Origin of the sequence: Kitasatospora phosalacinea, assembly GCF_000716545.1 — a bacterium.
GTDB classification, from domain to species: domain Bacteria; phylum Actinomycetota; class Actinomycetes; order Streptomycetales; family Streptomycetaceae; genus Kitasatospora; species Kitasatospora phosalacinea.
The window spans coordinates 16,434-31,173 of record NZ_JNWZ01000055.1 but is presented as its reverse complement, the minus strand read 5'-3'; the positions used below and the strand labels follow the sequence as shown (position 1 = coordinate 31,173).

The 14,740-nt window shown below is 75.5% G+C and carries 14 protein-coding genes and 1 pseudogene; 12 read left to right on the top strand and 3 right to left on the bottom strand.

Going from position 1 to position 14,740, the window contains the following annotated elements; translation table 11 throughout:
* Positions 1-54: 54 nt before the first annotated feature.
* Genes OO48_RS24905 through OO48_RS24895 form a run of 3 tightly spaced genes read left to right on the top strand, consistent with a single transcriptional unit; the run spans position 55 to position 2,569 of the window.
* Positions 55-1,206 (top strand): Ldh family oxidoreductase, encoded by a 1,152-nt coding sequence (locus OO48_RS24905; protein WP_033220053.1) that lies wholly within the window; start codon positions 55-57, stop codon positions 1,204-1,206.
* Positions 1,203-2,159: a Gfo/Idh/MocA family protein gene (locus OO48_RS24900; protein ID WP_033220051.1), complete on the top strand. Its 957-nt coding sequence runs from the start codon at positions 1,203-1,205 to the stop codon at positions 2,157-2,159. Before OO48_RS24905 ends, OO48_RS24900 begins: the two co-directional genes overlap by 4 nt.
* A complete protein-coding gene (locus OO48_RS24895; protein ID WP_033220049.1) occupies positions 2,156-2,569 on the top strand; it encodes a DUF6917 domain-containing protein in 414 nt (137 codons plus the stop codon). The genes OO48_RS24900 and OO48_RS24895 overlap by 4 nt, the downstream gene beginning before the upstream one ends.
* 145 nt (positions 2,570-2,714) lie before the next feature.
* On the opposite strand, the gene OO48_RS24890 is transcribed toward OO48_RS24895, so the two are convergent.
* Positions 2,715-3,254, bottom strand: coding sequence for an EF-hand domain-containing protein (locus OO48_RS24890; protein ID WP_033220047.1), 540 nt, complete (start codon positions 3,252-3,254; stop codon positions 2,715-2,717).
* Positions 3,255-3,592: 338 nt separating this feature from the next.
* Between OO48_RS24890 and OO48_RS24885 the strand changes: the two genes are divergently transcribed.
* The 7 genes and pseudogenes from OO48_RS24885 (at position 3,593) to OO48_RS24855 (ending at position 11,235) form a co-directional block, all read left to right on the top strand.
* Positions 3,593-4,087 (top strand): carboxymuconolactone decarboxylase family protein, encoded by a 495-nt coding sequence (locus OO48_RS24885; protein ID WP_051732710.1) that lies wholly within the window; start codon positions 3,593-3,595, stop codon positions 4,085-4,087.
* Between the two features lie 129 nt (positions 4,088-4,216).
* Positions 4,217-5,158 (top strand): homocysteine S-methyltransferase, encoded by a 942-nt coding sequence (mmuM, locus tag OO48_RS24880; RefSeq protein WP_033220046.1) that lies wholly within the window; start codon positions 4,217-4,219, stop codon positions 5,156-5,158.
* Positions 5,159-5,245: 87 nt separating this feature from the next.
* Positions 5,246-6,430: a serpin family protein gene (locus tag OO48_RS24875; RefSeq protein ID WP_033220044.1), complete on the top strand. Its 1,185-nt coding sequence runs from the start codon at positions 5,246-5,248 to the stop codon at positions 6,428-6,430.
* A 203-nt stretch (positions 6,431-6,633) separates the two neighbouring features.
* A pseudogene (locus OO48_RS24870) lies at positions 6,634-6,930 on the top strand (class I SAM-dependent methyltransferase); the annotation flags it as partial.
* Between the two features lie 129 nt (positions 6,931-7,059).
* Positions 7,060-7,827: an IclR family transcriptional regulator gene (locus OO48_RS24865; RefSeq protein WP_033220042.1), complete on the top strand. Its 768-nt coding sequence runs from the start codon at positions 7,060-7,062 to the stop codon at positions 7,825-7,827.
* A gap of 209 nt (positions 7,828-8,036) precedes the next feature.
* Entirely contained in the window at positions 8,037-9,557 is a 1,521-nt protein-coding gene (glpK, locus tag OO48_RS24860; RefSeq protein WP_033220039.1) for a glycerol kinase GlpK, read from the top strand.
* A 73-nt stretch (positions 9,558-9,630) separates the two neighbouring features.
* Positions 9,631-11,235, top strand: coding sequence for a glycerol-3-phosphate dehydrogenase/oxidase (locus OO48_RS24855; protein WP_033220036.1), 1,605 nt, complete (start codon positions 9,631-9,633; stop codon positions 11,233-11,235).
* Between the two features lie 76 nt (positions 11,236-11,311).
* Here the strand turns inward: OO48_RS24855 and OO48_RS24850 are convergent, their stop codons facing one another.
* The gene (locus OO48_RS24850; RefSeq protein ID WP_051732708.1) at positions 11,312-12,745 is read right to left on the bottom strand and encodes a GntT/GntP/DsdX family permease; all 1,434 of its coding nucleotides are present in this window, start codon (positions 12,743-12,745) and stop codon (positions 11,312-11,314) included.
* A 62-nt stretch (positions 12,746-12,807) separates the two neighbouring features.
* The gene (locus tag OO48_RS24845) at positions 12,808-13,332 is read right to left on the bottom strand and encodes a gluconokinase (RefSeq protein WP_051732706.1); all 525 of its coding nucleotides are present in this window, start codon (positions 13,330-13,332) and stop codon (positions 12,808-12,810) included.
* Between the two features lie 167 nt (positions 13,333-13,499).
* On the opposite strand from OO48_RS24845, the gene OO48_RS24840 reads away from it, so the two are divergent.
* Positions 13,500-14,198, top strand: a complete 699-nt coding sequence (locus OO48_RS24840; RefSeq protein WP_033220034.1) for a FadR/GntR family transcriptional regulator — start codon at positions 13,500-13,502, stop codon at positions 14,196-14,198.
* A gap of 240 nt (positions 14,199-14,438) precedes the next feature.
* On the top strand, positions 14,439-14,735 hold the full coding sequence (locus OO48_RS24835; RefSeq protein WP_157845528.1) for a hypothetical protein: 297 nt from the start codon (positions 14,439-14,441) through the stop codon (positions 14,733-14,735).
* Positions 14,736-14,740: the final 5 nt, after the last annotated feature.

The following is a 14,740-nucleotide window of genomic DNA, read 5'->3' as shown; positions in this document are numbered from 1 at the left end:
CTCTTCCGTCCGTCTCCCGCTCGAAGTCCCCTGCCCCCACTGGAGGTCGTTTCCGTGAACACCGTGGCACCCGCGCCCAGTACCACCGGCACCGTCCGCGTCCCGTACGCCGATCTGATCCGCTTCACCACCGAGGTGTTCGTCGCGCACCGGCTGCCGCCCGGGCGGGCCGGGGAGGCGGCCGAGGCGCTGTGCTACGGCGACGCCGCCGGGATGGACTCGCACGGGCTGGCCAATCTGACCCGGCTCTACCTGCCGCTGCTGGCCGAGGGCCGGGCCGATCCGCTGGCGGAGCCGACGGTGGTGGCCGACCGGGGGGCCGCGGTGCTGGTGGACGCGGCCGGGGCGCTCGGGCTGTGGCAGGCCGGGGCGGCGATGGAGCTGGCCGCGGAGCGGGCCGAGCGGTACGGGATCGGGCTGGTGTCGGTACGCCGGGCCACCCACTTCGGCTGTGCGGGCCACCACGCGGCGCGGGTCACCGGGCGCGGCATGATCGGGCTGCTGGCGTCGAACTGCGGCCGGCAGCGGATCGCCCGGCCGCCGGGCGGCGCGGTGGCGCTGCTGGGCACCAACCCGTGGAGCGTGGCCGCACCGGCGGGTGAACTGCCGCCGTACGTACTGGACATGAGCACCACGGCGGTGCCGACCGGCCGGGTGCGGGCGGCGGAGCGGGCGGGGCGGCCGATCCCGGAGGGGTGGCTGGCCGGGCCGGACGGGCGGCCGGTGACGGACCCGGGCGCGTTCGACCGGGGCGAGGCGCACCTGCTGTGGCTCGGGTCCGGCGCGGGCGGCGAGTTCAAGGGCTTCGGCCTCGGGCTGATGGTGGAGGTGCTGGCGGCGCTGCTGCCGGGAGCGGGTCTCGGCCCGGAGCCGGCCGCGCTGGAGGGCGACGGGCGGCCGTCCGGCCGGGACGACGACATCGGCGTGTTCGCGCTGGCCATCGCCCCGGCGACGCTCCGGGACGCCGACCAGGTGGCGCTGGACGCCCGGACGCTGTTCGGAACGGTGCTGGACTGCCCGCCGGCCGAGGGGAGCGCGGGCCCGGTGGCGTACCCGGGCTGGCACGAGGCCCGGCGCACCGCCGAGGCGCGCCGCGACGGGGTGCCGCTGGCCGCCGGGCTGCTGGCCGAACTGGCTTCCGTCGCCGACGAGTTCGGGATCCGCCCGGTGGCGGTCGCCTCGGCCGGGACGGAGGGCGGGCGGTGAGCGCGCTGCGGTTCGGGGTGGTCGGGCTCGGGGTGATCTCGCGGTTCTACCTGGCCGCGCTGGAGCGGGTGCCGGGGGTGCGGCCGGCGGCGGTGTGCGACCGGGACGCCGCCGTGCTGGAGCCGTTCGGCGGCCGGGTGCCCGGCTTCACCGACCACCGGGAGATGCTGGCGGCGGGCGGGCTGGACGCCGTGGTGGTGACCGTCCCGAACGACCTGCACCTGGCGGTCTGCCGGGACGCGCTGCGGGCGGGCCTGCCGGTGTGCGTGGAGAAGCCGCTGGCCCTGCGGGCCGCCGAGGGCGCGGAGTTGGCGGCGCTGGCGGCCGAGCGGCGGGTGCCGCTGTTCACCGCGTTCCACCGCCGGTACAACGCGTCGGTGCGGGAGCTGCGCGCGGCGCTCGCCCGGCACCCCTCCCCCGTGCGGTCGGTGACCGCGCGCTACTTCGAACTGATCGAGGAGCACGTCGGCCGGGACCGCTGGTACCTGGACCCGGAGCGGTGCGGCGGCGGCTGCGTCGCCGACAACGGGCCCAACGCGTACGACCTGCTGCGGCTGCTGGCCGGCCCGATGGAGCTGCGCGGCGCCGAGGTGGTGCGCGACGGCACCGGGGTGGACCGGTACGCGGCACTGGAGCTGGCGGGCCGGGACGGGGTGCGCGGCCGGATCGAGCTGGACTGGTCGTACCCGGGCGAACTCAAGGACGTGGCCGTGGAGTTGGCGGACGGCACGGTGCTGCGGGCGGACCTGCTGGCCGGGCACGAGGGCTTCAAGCAGTCGCTCTGGCACGAGTACGAGGGCATCGTCGGCGAGTTCGCCGGGCTGCTGCGCGGCGGGGGTGGCGGGAACGCGGACGCGGCGACCGACCGCGGCCCGGACGGGGTGGACGCGCTGCGGGTGGTCGAGGCCGCCTACCGCGCCGAGGCGACGGCCCGGGCGGGGGTGCGCGGGTGAGCGGCGCACGGGAGGACGGGCCGAAGCGGACGGTCACCGGCACGCTGGTGAAGGTGCTGCTGCACAGCCGGACCGAGCGCGGGATGAGTCTGGAGCCGTTCGCCAGCCGGTGCGTACGGGCGGGCGAGGTGCACGAGCTGGTGACCACCGACCAGCGGGAGACCGCGGCGGGGGCGCGGATCGACCGGGTCGGGTTCCTGGGCTTCGCGGAGATCGCGGTGGCCGGGGTGCTGGACCGGGGCGACGAGGTGTTCGTCGGCGAGCACCGGGTCGGCACGGTGCTGGGCTTCGACGCCTGCCACTTCCCGAACCACTACAACGTGCTGATCGCGGCCGATCACCTGCTGACCGGCGAGAAGCTGGACCTGCGGCCGGAGCTGCCGGTGCGGTTCGTCCCGGCCGGGGACTGACCCGCCCGGCCGGGACGACCCGGGCCGACAGCGGTAGCGGCAGCGGTAGCGGCAGCGGCAGCGGCAGCGGCGGGAGAACGGGCGAGGGCCCGGAACGGGGGGCGCCATCCCCGTTCCGGGCCCTTCGTCAGGGCGTCGGCTGCGGTCAGCGGCCGAGCAGCGGGACGTCGATCTCGCCCAGGTGGTAGGCGCGCACGGCCTGGACCAGCTCCTCGACGGACAGCTGGCCGTCGCCGTTGGCGTCGATCTGGCGGAAGGCCTCGGCCGGCTCGATGTTCCCGACGCCGATCGCGTCCAGCCAGGTCTTGAACTCGGCCGGGTTGACCTGGCCGTCGCCGTCCACATCGACCAGCTCGACCATGGCCTGGATGGTCGGCTTGACGACGCGGCCGAAGCCGGCGCCGCCGTTCTCCAGGATGTGCTCCTCGGCGATGTGGTTGAACTGCTCGGGGGTGAGCGCGCCGGTCTGCTCGTCGATGCCGGCCTTGTCGGCGAAGAAGCTCCACATGCCGAGGTAGGCGTCGGTCAGTGCGCGGCCGGCCGGGGAGACCGGGGCCTCGCCGAAGGCCTGCAGGATGCGCTTGGCCTCGGCGTCCCAGTCGGAGCGGTCGATCTGGCCGTCACCGTTGACGTCCCAGAGGTCGAAACGCTTCTGGGCACGGTCGAGCTGAACGGAAGTGGTCATCGCGGTTCTCTCCAGTGTGGGTCCGGTGCGGGCGGCGGCCGCCCCAGGGACGGGGCCGGCGGACGACGCCCGGCAGTGCTTTCGCTTGAGCCGTCACACAATCGGTGCGGCAACGGAACGTCACACTACCGGCACGCTGCGCAACGGATCACGCCTCTGCCGCCAACCGGGTGACTTCCTCCGTTCGTTGACGCTCGGTCGGCTCGACGGCCCTTGCGCCGTCGCTGCCCGCCACGATTTGGGGACACCGTCAACTGTTTCGGCGGCGGCCTCCCGAGTGGGTGATCCGGCCCCGGTCGGGGCCCGTCCGGGCCCCGACCTGCGCCTACGCTCGAAGGATGACCGAGACGCTTCCGCCGGCCGCCGCCCTTCCCCCGCTGCCGCCGTTGCCGATGACCGAGTTGGGCCCGCAGGCGTTCGCCGCCGTGCACGCGCTGCACGGGGCGGTGGAGGGGGCCGCGGCGTCGGCCGGGCTGGAGCCGCTGCTGCTGGAGCTGGTGCGGCTGCGCTGCTCGCAGCTGAACGGCTGCGTGTACTGCGTCGGCCTGCACACGGAGTCCGCCCGGAAGGCGGGCGAACGGGACGAGCGGCTGGCCGAGTTGGTGGTGTGGCGGGAGTCCGCGCTGTTCACGCCCCGGGAGCGGGCCGCGCTCGCGCTGGCCGAGGCGGTCACCCGGCTCACCGACCGGACGGAGGGCACTCGGGCCCGGCGGGCCGCGCGGGCGGTGCTGTCCGAGCCGGAGGCGGCGTTCGTGGCCTGGGCCGCGACCGTGGTGAACACCTACAACCGGATCGCGGTCACCTCGCGCCCGGTGGCGGCCGAGACGCTCTGACCGGCGACCCGGGCCGGTCGGTCGGCCGGGAGCCGGTCACATCGGGAACGGTCGGCCGGTCGGCCGGGAGCTGGCCGGTCGGCCGGGAACCGGTTGGCCGGGAGCCGGCGGCGGGTGCAGGCTGGAGGGATGGTGACCGACTTCGACGGCTCCCCCGCCGGTGCGGCACTGGTCGCGGCGATGGCGGCCGGGCCGGTGCCGCTGGACGGCGGTCTCTCGAACCAACTGGCCGCCCAGGGATGCGACTTGTCGGACGCCCTGTGGTCGGCCCGGCTGCTGCTGGACGAACCTCGGCAGCTGGTGGCGGCGCACCGGGCGTACTTCGAGGCGGGCGCCCGGGTGGCGACCACGGCGAGTTACCAGGCGAGCCGTCCGGGTTTCGCCGCCCGGGGCCTGGACGCGGCGAAGGCCGACCGGCTGCTGGCGCTGAGCGTGGAGGTGGCCCGGCTGGCGGCCGAGGAGGCGTCGGCGGAGCTGGGCGACGGCCGCCCGCGCTGGGTGGCGGCCTCGGTGGGCCCGTACGGGGCGGTGCTGGCGGACGGCTCCGAGTACCGGGGCCACTACGGCCTGTCGGCCGCGGAGTTGGCGGAGTTCCACCGTCCCCGGCTGGAGGTGCTGGCGGCGGCCGGGCCGGACGTCCTGGCGGTGGAGACCGTGCCGGACCTGCTGGAGGCGTCCGTACTGGCGGAGTGCGTACGGGGGTTGGGGGTGCCGGTGTGGTTCTCGTTCGGCGCGGCGGACGGGCGGACCCGGGGCGGGGAGCCGCTGGCGGAGGCGTTCGCGCTGGTGGCCGAGGTGCCGGAGGCGGTGGCGGTGGGCGTCAACTGCTGTGCGCCGCAGCAGGTCGGGGCGGCGGTGGCGCTGGCGGCGGAGGTGACCGGCCTGCCGGCGGTGGCGTACCCGAACAGCGGGGAGGGCTGGGACGCGGCGGTCCGGGACTGGACGGGCCCGGCGGCGTTCGACCCCGGGTCGGCGGCGGGCTGGGTGGCGGCCGGGGCCCGGCTGGTCGGCGGTTGCTGCCGGGTCGGCCCGGAGGCGATCGCGGAACTCGCGGCGGCGGTCGGCGGGTAGCCCGGCGGCGCGCCGCCCGGCCGGCCTGGTACCGGTACTGGTACTGGTACTGGTGGCGGGACGACGGACCGGGGAGAGGGGTGGGTCGTGACGGGTGCGGACGCGGCCGTGATCGAGCGGGTGAACGCCCTGGGCGCGCGCTGGGGGCGGGGGTTGGACTTCACGGGCGGCCAGGTGTGGACGGCGCTCGGGGTGTGGCCGCTGCTGGCGGTGCTGGCGGCGGGCGCGGGCGGCCCGGCCCGGGAGGAGCTGGCCGGGGCGCTGGGCGTCCCGGTCGAGCGGGCCCCGGCCGCCGCGCGGGAGCTGCTGGCGCGAGTGGGCTCGGTGCCGGGCTGCACGGCGGCGCTCGGGCTGTGGACGGCGGGCGGGGTCGAGGTGGAGCCCGACTGGCTGGAGCGGCTGGACGCCTCGCTGTGGGGGAGGTTGACCGGTGACGAGGCCGAGGACCGGGCGGCGCTGGACGGCTGGGTGCGGGAGCGGACCGGCGGCCTGGTCGACCGGATGCCGGTGGAGCTGTCCGGGGCGCTGCTGGTGCTGGCCTCGGCGCTGACGGTGCGCACCGAGTGGGCGAAGCCGTTCCGGCCGTCCCGGTCCCGGGCGGCCGAAGGCCCTTGGGCGCGGCGGCGGTTCACCCGGCTCACGGCGTCGGGGCCGGAGCTGTACGAACGGATCGCGGTGGCGGAGACCTCGGCCGGCCCGGTGACGGAGGTCCGGGTGGTGGGCGGGGGCGAGGTGGACGTGCACCTGGTGCTCGGCGCGGAGGCGGCCGAGCCGGGCGCGGTGGTGGCGGCCGGGTTCGAGCTGCTGTCGGGCGCGGCCCGGCGGATGCCGGTGGCGGGCCTGTCGGACGGGGAGGCGTGGCCGGGGCTGGAGCTGGAGTCGGTGGAGTCCTCGGCTCCCCGGGACTCGGGCGTGCTGGAGACGGTGGCCTTCCGGGTGCGGGCCGAGCACGACCTGCTGGCCCGGGCCGGGCTGTTCGGCCTGGGCGCGGCCGCCGGGCCGGGCGGCCACTTCCCGGGCATCAGCCGGGGCACCCCGCTACGGGTCTGCGCGGCCGAGCAGGCCGCGGTGGCGGAGTTCACCGCGACGGGCTTCGAGGCGAGCGCGGTCACCGTGGTGGAGATGACCCGGAGCATGGTCGGCGGCCCCGCCCGGTTCCGCTCGCGCCGGGCGACGGCCCGTTTCGACCGCCCGTTCGGCTTCCTGGCGGTGCACCGGCCGACCGGCCTGGTGCTGGTGGCTGGCTGGGTGGCGGAGCCCGCCGCGGCCTGAGCGGCCCGCCCGTCCCGCCGCGGCCCGTCCCGCCGGGAACCGCCCGTCCGCACGGGCCCTTGGCGGATCGGTCCCCTACGCCGGGTGGCGGCGCCCCCGGCTTCGTGGCTTCGGCCAGTACGCCGCCGCGGCGGCCCGGCGGGAGGATTCCGGGCGGGGGCCGCGGCCGGGAGCCGACGCCACGGAGCGAGGGGACCTGCCTGATGGGTGGCCAGCTGTACGACGGGATCGGCGAGTCGTTCGAGGGGTTCAAGACCCTGCCGCTGGCGCGGTACGGCGAGGTGCCGGCCTTCCTGGGGATGGTCGGGGACGTGCGGGGCCGGTCGGTGCTGGACCTGGCGTCCGGGACGGGGTTCTACAGCCGGGAGTTGCGGCGTCGGGGCGCCTGCCGGGTGCTGGGGGTGGACATCTCCTCGGCGATGGTGGACGCGGCGCGGGCGGCGGAGGAGCGGGAGCCGCTGGGGGTGGCGTACGAGGTGGGGGACGTCGCCGGGCTGCGCGCCTTGCCGGGCGTGAGCGGCTGAGTGCCGCGGGGCGGGGCGGCCGGGTAGTACGGTCTTCGAGGGCGCCTCGCCCGTTCTCGGCCTGGTGGTCGGCGTTGCCGACCGGTGTTCAGTGGAGGTGGGCGGGTGCCCGGTGCGATCCAGTCGCTGTCGCGGGCGGCCGCGATCCTGCGCCTGCTGGCGGGCGGGGAGCGCCGGCTCGGCCTGTCGGAGGTGGCGACGGGGCTGGGGCTGGCGAAGGGCACGGCGCACGGGATCCTGCGCACGCTGCAGCAGGAGGGCTTCGTGGAGCAGGACCCGGAGAGCGGCAAGTACCAGTTGGGCGCGGAGCTGCTGCGGCTGGGCCAGAGCTACCTGGACGTGCACGAGCTGCGGGCCCGGGCGCTGGTGTGGGCGGACGACCTGGCGCGGGCGGCCGGGGAGACGGTGTACCTGGGGGTGCTGCACCAGCGGGGGGTGCTGGTGGTGCACCACGTGTTCCGGCCGGACGACTCGCGGCAGGTGCTGGAGGTCGGTTCGATGCAGCCGCTGCACGCGACCGCGCTGGGCAAGGTGCTGCTGGCGTACGACCCGGTGGCGCGGGGCGAGTTGGGCGGGGGCCCGTGGGAGGCGTTCACGGCCCGGACGGTGACGGAGCCCGCCGCGCTGGACGCGCAGTGCGCGCTGGTGCGCGAGCGGGGCTGGGCGGACGCGGTGGAGGAGACCTGGGAGGGCGTGGCCTCGGTGGCGGCGCTGATCCAGGACCGGCGGCGCAACCCGGTGGGCGCGGTGTGCGTGTCGGGCGCGGTGGAGACGGTGTGCGGCCCGGACGGCGCGGTGCGGCCGGCGCTGGTGGCCTCGGTGCGGACGGCGGCCCGGGCGATCTCCCGGGACTTGGGCGCGCACCGGTTCTGACGGTCCGGCGGCGGGGAGCGGGGTGCGTCACACCTCCTTGACGGGGGGCGTCCGGCTGCGGTTGGCTTCCGAAGTCCGTTCGACATTGTCGAACGGTGTCCGGCCCGCCCCGGCGGACCGCCCGTCCGACTGGTTTGCCGGACCCGCGCGTACGGGGACTGACGAATGGTCACCCCCGCCCCGTTGCCGCCCACGAGCCGAGGTACCGCATGACTGCCAGCCACATCGCCGCGATCGACCAGGGCACCACGTCCAGCCGGTGCATCCTGTTCGACGCGGACGGCCGGATCGTCGCCGTCGAGCAGCAGGAGCACTCGCAGGTCTTCCCGCAGCCCGGCTGGGTGGAGCACGACGCGGCGGAGATCTGGACCAGGGTGCGGTCGGTGGTGCGCGGCGCGCTGGAGCGGGCCGGGCTGACCGCGGCGGACGTCCGGGCGGTGGGCATCACCAACCAGCGCGAGACCACGGTGCTGTGGGACCGGCACACCGGCGTGCCGGTGCACAACGCGATCGTCTGGCAGGACACCCGCACCGAGGCGCTCTGCCGCGAACTGGGCCGCAACGTCGGCCAGGACAGGTTCCGCCGGGAGACCGGCCTGCCGCTGGCCAGCTACTTCGCCGGGCCGAAGATCCGCTGGCTGCTGGACAACGTCGAGGGGCTGCGCGAGCGCGCCGAGGCCGGGGACGTGCTGTTCGGGACGATGGACAGCTGGCTGATCTGGAACCTGACCGGCGGGGTGGACGGCGGCCGGCACGTCACCGACGTCACCAACGCCTCCCGCACCCTGCTGATGAACCTGCACACCCTGCGGTGGGACGAGCGGATCGCCGAGTCGCTGGGCGTCCCGCTGGCGATGCTGCCGGAGATCCGCTCCTCCGCCGAGGTGTACGGCGAGGCGGTCGGCGACCTGGCGGGCGTGCCGGTCGCGGCGGCGCTCGGCGACCAGCAGGCGGCGCTGTTCGGCCAGACCTGCTTCGCCGAGGGCGAGGCCAAGTCGACGTACGGCACCGGCACCTTCCTGCTGCTGAACACCGGCGAGAAGATCGTCCACTCGTACCACGGGCTGCTCACCACGGTCGGCTTCCGGATCGGCGACCGGCCGCCGGTGTACGCGCTGGAGGGGTCGATCGCGGTGACCGGCTCGCTGGTGCAGTGGCTGCGCGACCAGCTCGGCATCATCTCGACGGCGGCCGAGATCGAGACCCTGGCGGGCACCGTCGAGGACAACGGCGGCGCGTACGTGGTGCCCGCGTTCTCCGGCCTGTTCGCGCCGTACTGGCGCTCCGACGCGCGCGGCGTGATCACCGGGCTGACCAGGTACGTCACCAAGGGGCACCTGGCGCGGGCGGTGCTGGAGGCGACGGCCTGGCAGACCCGGGAGGTGGTGGACGCGATGCAGAAGGACTCCGGCGTCACGCTGACCGCGCTGAAGGTCGACGGCGGGATGACCTCCAACAACCTGCTGATGCAGGGCATCGCGGACGTGCTGGACGTCCCCGTCGAGCGCCCCTACGTCGCCGAGACCACCGCGCTCGGCGCGGCCTACGCGGCGGGCCTGGCGGTGGGCTTCTGGGACGGCCTGGAGACGCTGCGGGCCAACTGGCACCGGGCCGCCGAGTGGACGCCGAAGATGGCCGCCGACACGCGCGAGCGCGAGCACCGCAACTGGTTGAAGGCGGTGGAGCGCACCATGGGCTGGATCGACCAGGACGAGCAGTCGGAGCTCTGAGCCGAGCCCGGCAGGACCCACCGATCGGAAGGAGCAGCGGACCGGCCGCACACCGGGCCGCCCACCACACACCATGGCAACCACCCCGCACCCCGCGGCGACCGTCCCGACCCTGGGCGCCGAGCGCGCCGCCGGCCGCCTCGTCCCCCGCGCCGCCACCCGAGAACTGCTCGGCCGGGCCCGCTACGACCTGCTGGTGATCGGCGGCGGCATCCTGGGCACCGCCACCGCGTGGACCGCCGCCCAGGCCGGGCTGAAGGTGGCCATGGTGGACGCCGGGGACTTCGCCAACGCGACCTCCTCGGCCTCGTCCAAGCTGGTCCACGGCGGGCTGCGCTACCTGCAGACCGGCGCGGTGCGGCTGGTCGCGGAGAACCACCGCGAGCGCCGGGCGCTGGCCACCGACGTGGCCCCGCACCTGGTCAACCCGCTGACCTTCTTCGTGCCGGTGTACGAGGGCGGCCCGCACTCGGCGCCGAAGCTCGGCGCGGGCGTGTTCCTGTACTCGGCGCTGTCGGCGTTCCGCGACGGCCTGGGCCGGGTGGTCTCCCCGTCGGTGGCGGCGCGCGCGGTGCCGGGGCTGCGCACCGAGGGGCTGCGGCGGGTCGCGGTGTACGGCGACCACCAGATGAACGACGCCCGGATGGCCGTGATGACGGTGCGGGCGGCGGTGGACGCGGGCGCGGTGGTGCTCAACCACGCCGAGGTGACGGGGCTGCGCTTCACCCGCGGCCGGGTCACCGGCGCGGAGGTGCGCGACACCCTGGACGGCACCGAGTTCGGGGTGGACGCCCGGCTGGTGCTGAACGCCACCGGCCCGTGGGTGGACCACCTGCGGCGGATGGAGCACGCGGGCGCGGCGCCGTCGATCCGGCTGTCCAAGGGCGCGCACGTGGTGCTGCGCCGGCGGGCCCCGTGGCGGGCGGCGCTGACCATCCCGATCGACCACTACCGGGTGTCGTTCGCCATCCCGTGGGAGGACCACGTCCTGCTCGGCACCACCGACGAGGAGTACACCGGCGATCCGCTGGAGGTGCGGGCCACCGACGCGGACGTCGAGCAGATCCTCGCCGAGGCCGGGCACGCGGTGCGCGGGGAGCACCTGCGGCGGGAGGACATCACGTACTCCTTCGCGGGCCTGCGGGTGCTGCCGGGCGGGCCGGGGGCGACGGCGGCGGCGAGGCGGGAGACGGTGGTGACCGAGGGCCGGGCCGGGATGCTGTCGGTCGCGGGCGGCAAGTGGACGACGTACAGGCACATCGGCCGGGTGATCCTGGAGAAGCTCAAGCACGCCCCGGGCGTGGGCCTGGCCGAGGACGTCTCGCCGATCCCGCCGACCGTGCCGCTGCCGGGCATCGGCACCCCGGAGGCCGTCGCCCGCCGCCTGCTGACCGACCGCGAGCCGGGCGGCCGGATGGATCCGCTGGTGGCCCGGAACCTGGCCACCCACTACGGCACGCTCTCCTTCGACATCGCCCGCCTGATCGCCGAGCGCCCGGAGCTGGGCGAGCGCGTCCACCCGGACGGGCCGGACGTGTGGGCGCAGGTGGTGTACGCGGCCGAGCAGGAGTGGGCGTACACGGTGGACGACGTGCTGCGGCGGCGCACCACGCTGACGGTGCGCGGGCTGGACGGCGCGGAGGTGCGCAAGCGCACCGCGGAGCTGCTGGCCGAGTAGCCCGGCACAGAGCGACGCCCTCCGGGGAGAAGCGGGAATCCGGAGGGCGTCGCGGCTCGGGGGGTGGGGCCGTCGGTCAGATGATCAGGCTGAGCGGCAGGATCAGGGCGATCGCGACCACCGAGATGATGGTCTCCATCACCGACCAGGACTTCAGCGTCTGGCCGACGCTCATCCCGAAGTACTCCTTGACCAGCCAGAACCCGGCGTCGTTGACGTGCGACAGGAACAGCGAGCCGGCGCCGATGGCCAGCACCAGCAGCGCGGCGTGGCTGGTGGACATCCCGGCGGCCAGCGGGCCGACGATGCCGGCGGCGGTGATGGTGGCGACCGTCGCCGAGCCGGTGGCCAGCCGGATCAGCACCGCGATCAGCCAGCCGAGCAGCAGCGCGGAGACGTGCCACTTGCCGGACCACTCGCTGACGGCCTGGCCGACGCCGACGTCGATCAGGGTCTGCTTGAAACCGCCGCCCGCGCCGACGATGAACACGATGCCGGCGATCGGGCCGAGCGCGGAGCCGACCGTCTCGGAGATCCTGCCCTTGTCGAAGCCGGCCGCCCGGCCCAGGGTGAGCATGGCGAGCAGGGTCGCGGCGAGCAGCGCGATCAGCGGGGAGCCGATGAAGTCGAAGAGCCGCTGGACGGTGGCCTTCGGGTCGTCGATCACCACGTCGGCGAGCGCCTTGCCGAGCATCAGCACGACCGGCAGCAGGATGGTGGCCAGGACGGCGGCGAACTTCGGCGTCCGCTCGCCCTTCCCCGCCGCGTCGACGGGGGCGGTGTCCGCCGGGGCGGTGCCGGCGGGCCCGGTCTCCTCGGGCAGTGCCAGCGGGCCGACCCAGCGCTGGGCGAGGCGGCCGAACAGCGGACCGGCGACGATCAGGGTCGGGACCGCGATCAGCAGGCCGAGCGCCAGGGTGACGCCGAGGTCGGCGTGCAGGGCGTCGACGGCGACCAGCGGGCCCGGGTGCGGCGGGACGAGGCCGTGCAGCACCGAGAGGCCGGCCAGCGCGGGGATGCCGATGCCGATCAACGGGGCGTTGCCGCGCCGGGCCACCAGCAGCACGATCGGCACCAGCAGCACCACGCCGACCTCGAAGAACAGCGGCAGGCCGAGCACGGCGGCGATCAGCGCCATCGCCCAGGGCAGCAGCTTGGGGCCGGTGCGGGCCAGCACGGTGTCGGCGATGGTGTTGGCGCCGCCGGAGTCGGCGAGCAGCTTGCCGAGCATCGCGCCGAGGCCGATCAGCAGACCGACCGAGGCGACGGTGGAGCCGAAGCCGGTGGAGAAGCTGGCCAGCAGCTTGTCGAAGGGCGCCCCGGCGACGGCGGCGAGCAGCCCGGAACCGAGCGTGAGCGCCAGGAACGGGTGCAGCTTGAACCGGGTGATCAGCAGCACGATCGCGCCGATGCTGAGCAGCACGGCGAGCAGCAGTTGGCCGTTGCTCGCGGTGTGCGGCAGCGCCGGTGCGCCGGCGGCCAGCAGGGTGGGGGTCACGGGGGTCTCCATTGACGGGCCGGCACCGCCGGGCTGTCGGGCGGTGGCGGGGTGTGACGTGGGGGTCGGGTGCCTCAGCGGGCCAGGGCGGCGACGGCGCGGGTGACGAGCGTCTCCGGCTCGGCGCCGACGTCCAGCACGGTGCCCCGCTCGTCCGCCTGGAGCGGTTCGAGGGTGGCGTACTGGGAGTCCAGCAGCGAGGGCGGCATGAAGTGGCCGGTGCGGTGCGCCAGCCGGTCGCCGACCAGGTCGTGGCTGCCGGACAGGTGCAGGAAGAACGCGTCCGGGCAGGCGGCGCGCAGGACGTCGCGGTAGCGGCGCTTGAGCGCGGAGCAGGTGACCACTCCCCCGCTGCCGGCCGCGGCCCGCTCGCCCAGCCAGCCGCCGAGGGCGCGCAGCCAGGGCTGGCGGTCGTGGTCGTCGAGCGGGGTGCCGGCGCTCATCTTGGCGATGTTGGCGGCGGGGTGGAAGTCGTCGGCCTCGGCGTACGGGAGGCCGAGGCGGTCGGCGAGCAGTCGGGCGACGGTGGTCTTCCCGACTCCGGAGACGCCCATCACCACGACGACGGGCGGCTGCTGGTTCTCGGCACTGAGAGCCATGGGTGGTGCTCCTGTCCTTGCCTGCTTGCGTGGGCAACCTTGGCGCAAAGGTATGACTTATTCAAGCGACCGAAACCTAATCGTCATACTTTTGAGTGTTCGGACTGAGCGGAGCCGGTCCGGACCGAGGGCCGCCTTCCCCCTGACCGCGCCGATAAGGTGGCCGGATGGAGATCCAGGGCCTGCCCGGCCGCCTGCTCGCCGACCTCGGTCCGGCCATCGCCTCCGGCGCGCTGCCGGAGGGCACGGTGCTGCGCGCGGAGGAGTTGGAGCAGCGGCACGGGGTGTCCCGCACGGTGGTCCGGGAGGCGGTGCGCATCCTGGAGTCGATGCGGATGGTCGAGCCGCGCCGCCGGGTCGGCATCACCGTCCGGCCGAAGGGTGACTGGGACGTGTTCGACCCGCTGGTGATCCGCTGGCGGCTGGCCGGGGCGGACCGCTCCGCCCAGCTGCGCTCGCTGGGTTCGCTGCGGGTCGCGGTGGAGCCCGCCGCGGCGGCGCTGGCGGCCCGCTGCGCGGACGACGACGACCGGCGCGAACTGAGCGCGCTGGCCGTCGAGTTGACGGTCACCGCCCGGGCGGCCGACCTGGAGGCGTTCCTCGCGCACGACATCGCCTTCCACGCGGTGGTGCTGCGGGCCTCCGGCAACGAGATGTTCGCGCACCTGAAGGACACCGTGGGCGCCGTCCTCACCGGCCGCACCGAGCACCGCCTGATGCCGCACCGGCCGCGCGAGTACGCGGTGCAGCTGCACCGGGAGGTCGCCGAGGCGGTCTGCGCGGGCGACCCGGAACGGGCGGAACGGGCGATGCGGACCATCGTGGTCGGCGCCCTGGAGGAGCTCGACGCCACCCTGCCGGACTGAACTCCCCCACCCGGAGCGGCCGCAGGGGCGCCCTTGCGGGCCCCGTTACGATCCTGACGGGTGCTCGGGGAGGCCCCGCCGCGACACGGCTGCGGTCGGCCGGACCGGCCGGACCGGCCGGACCGGCTGGATCAGCTGGATCGGCTGGACCGGCCGGGCCGGTGGCATGGCTCCCCCCGGACGGGGCAAGGCTGGTCTTGGGGCGCCCGACCGGGGCGCGCGACCGACAGGGGGTTGGCGATGGCCGTTCGTCGGCGCGGTCGGCTGCCGGACGAGGTGCGGGCGGCCGCCGTCCGGGCGGGCATGTCGTTCGCCTTCACGGTGTTCACCTTCGTGGTGGCGCTGTTCGCCTCCTGGGCCCGCACCGGGCTGCTGACACCGGCGTTGGCGCTGATGGCGCTGGGCGTCTTCGCGCTCGCCTGGTGCCTGATCGACGTGGCGGTCTCCCGGCAGGTCGCCGCCTCCCGCCGCCGCGCCCCCAACTCGGCCGCCCCGCTGGAGGGTTCGCGCGACCACGGCCACCCTCGGCACCGCTGACGTCC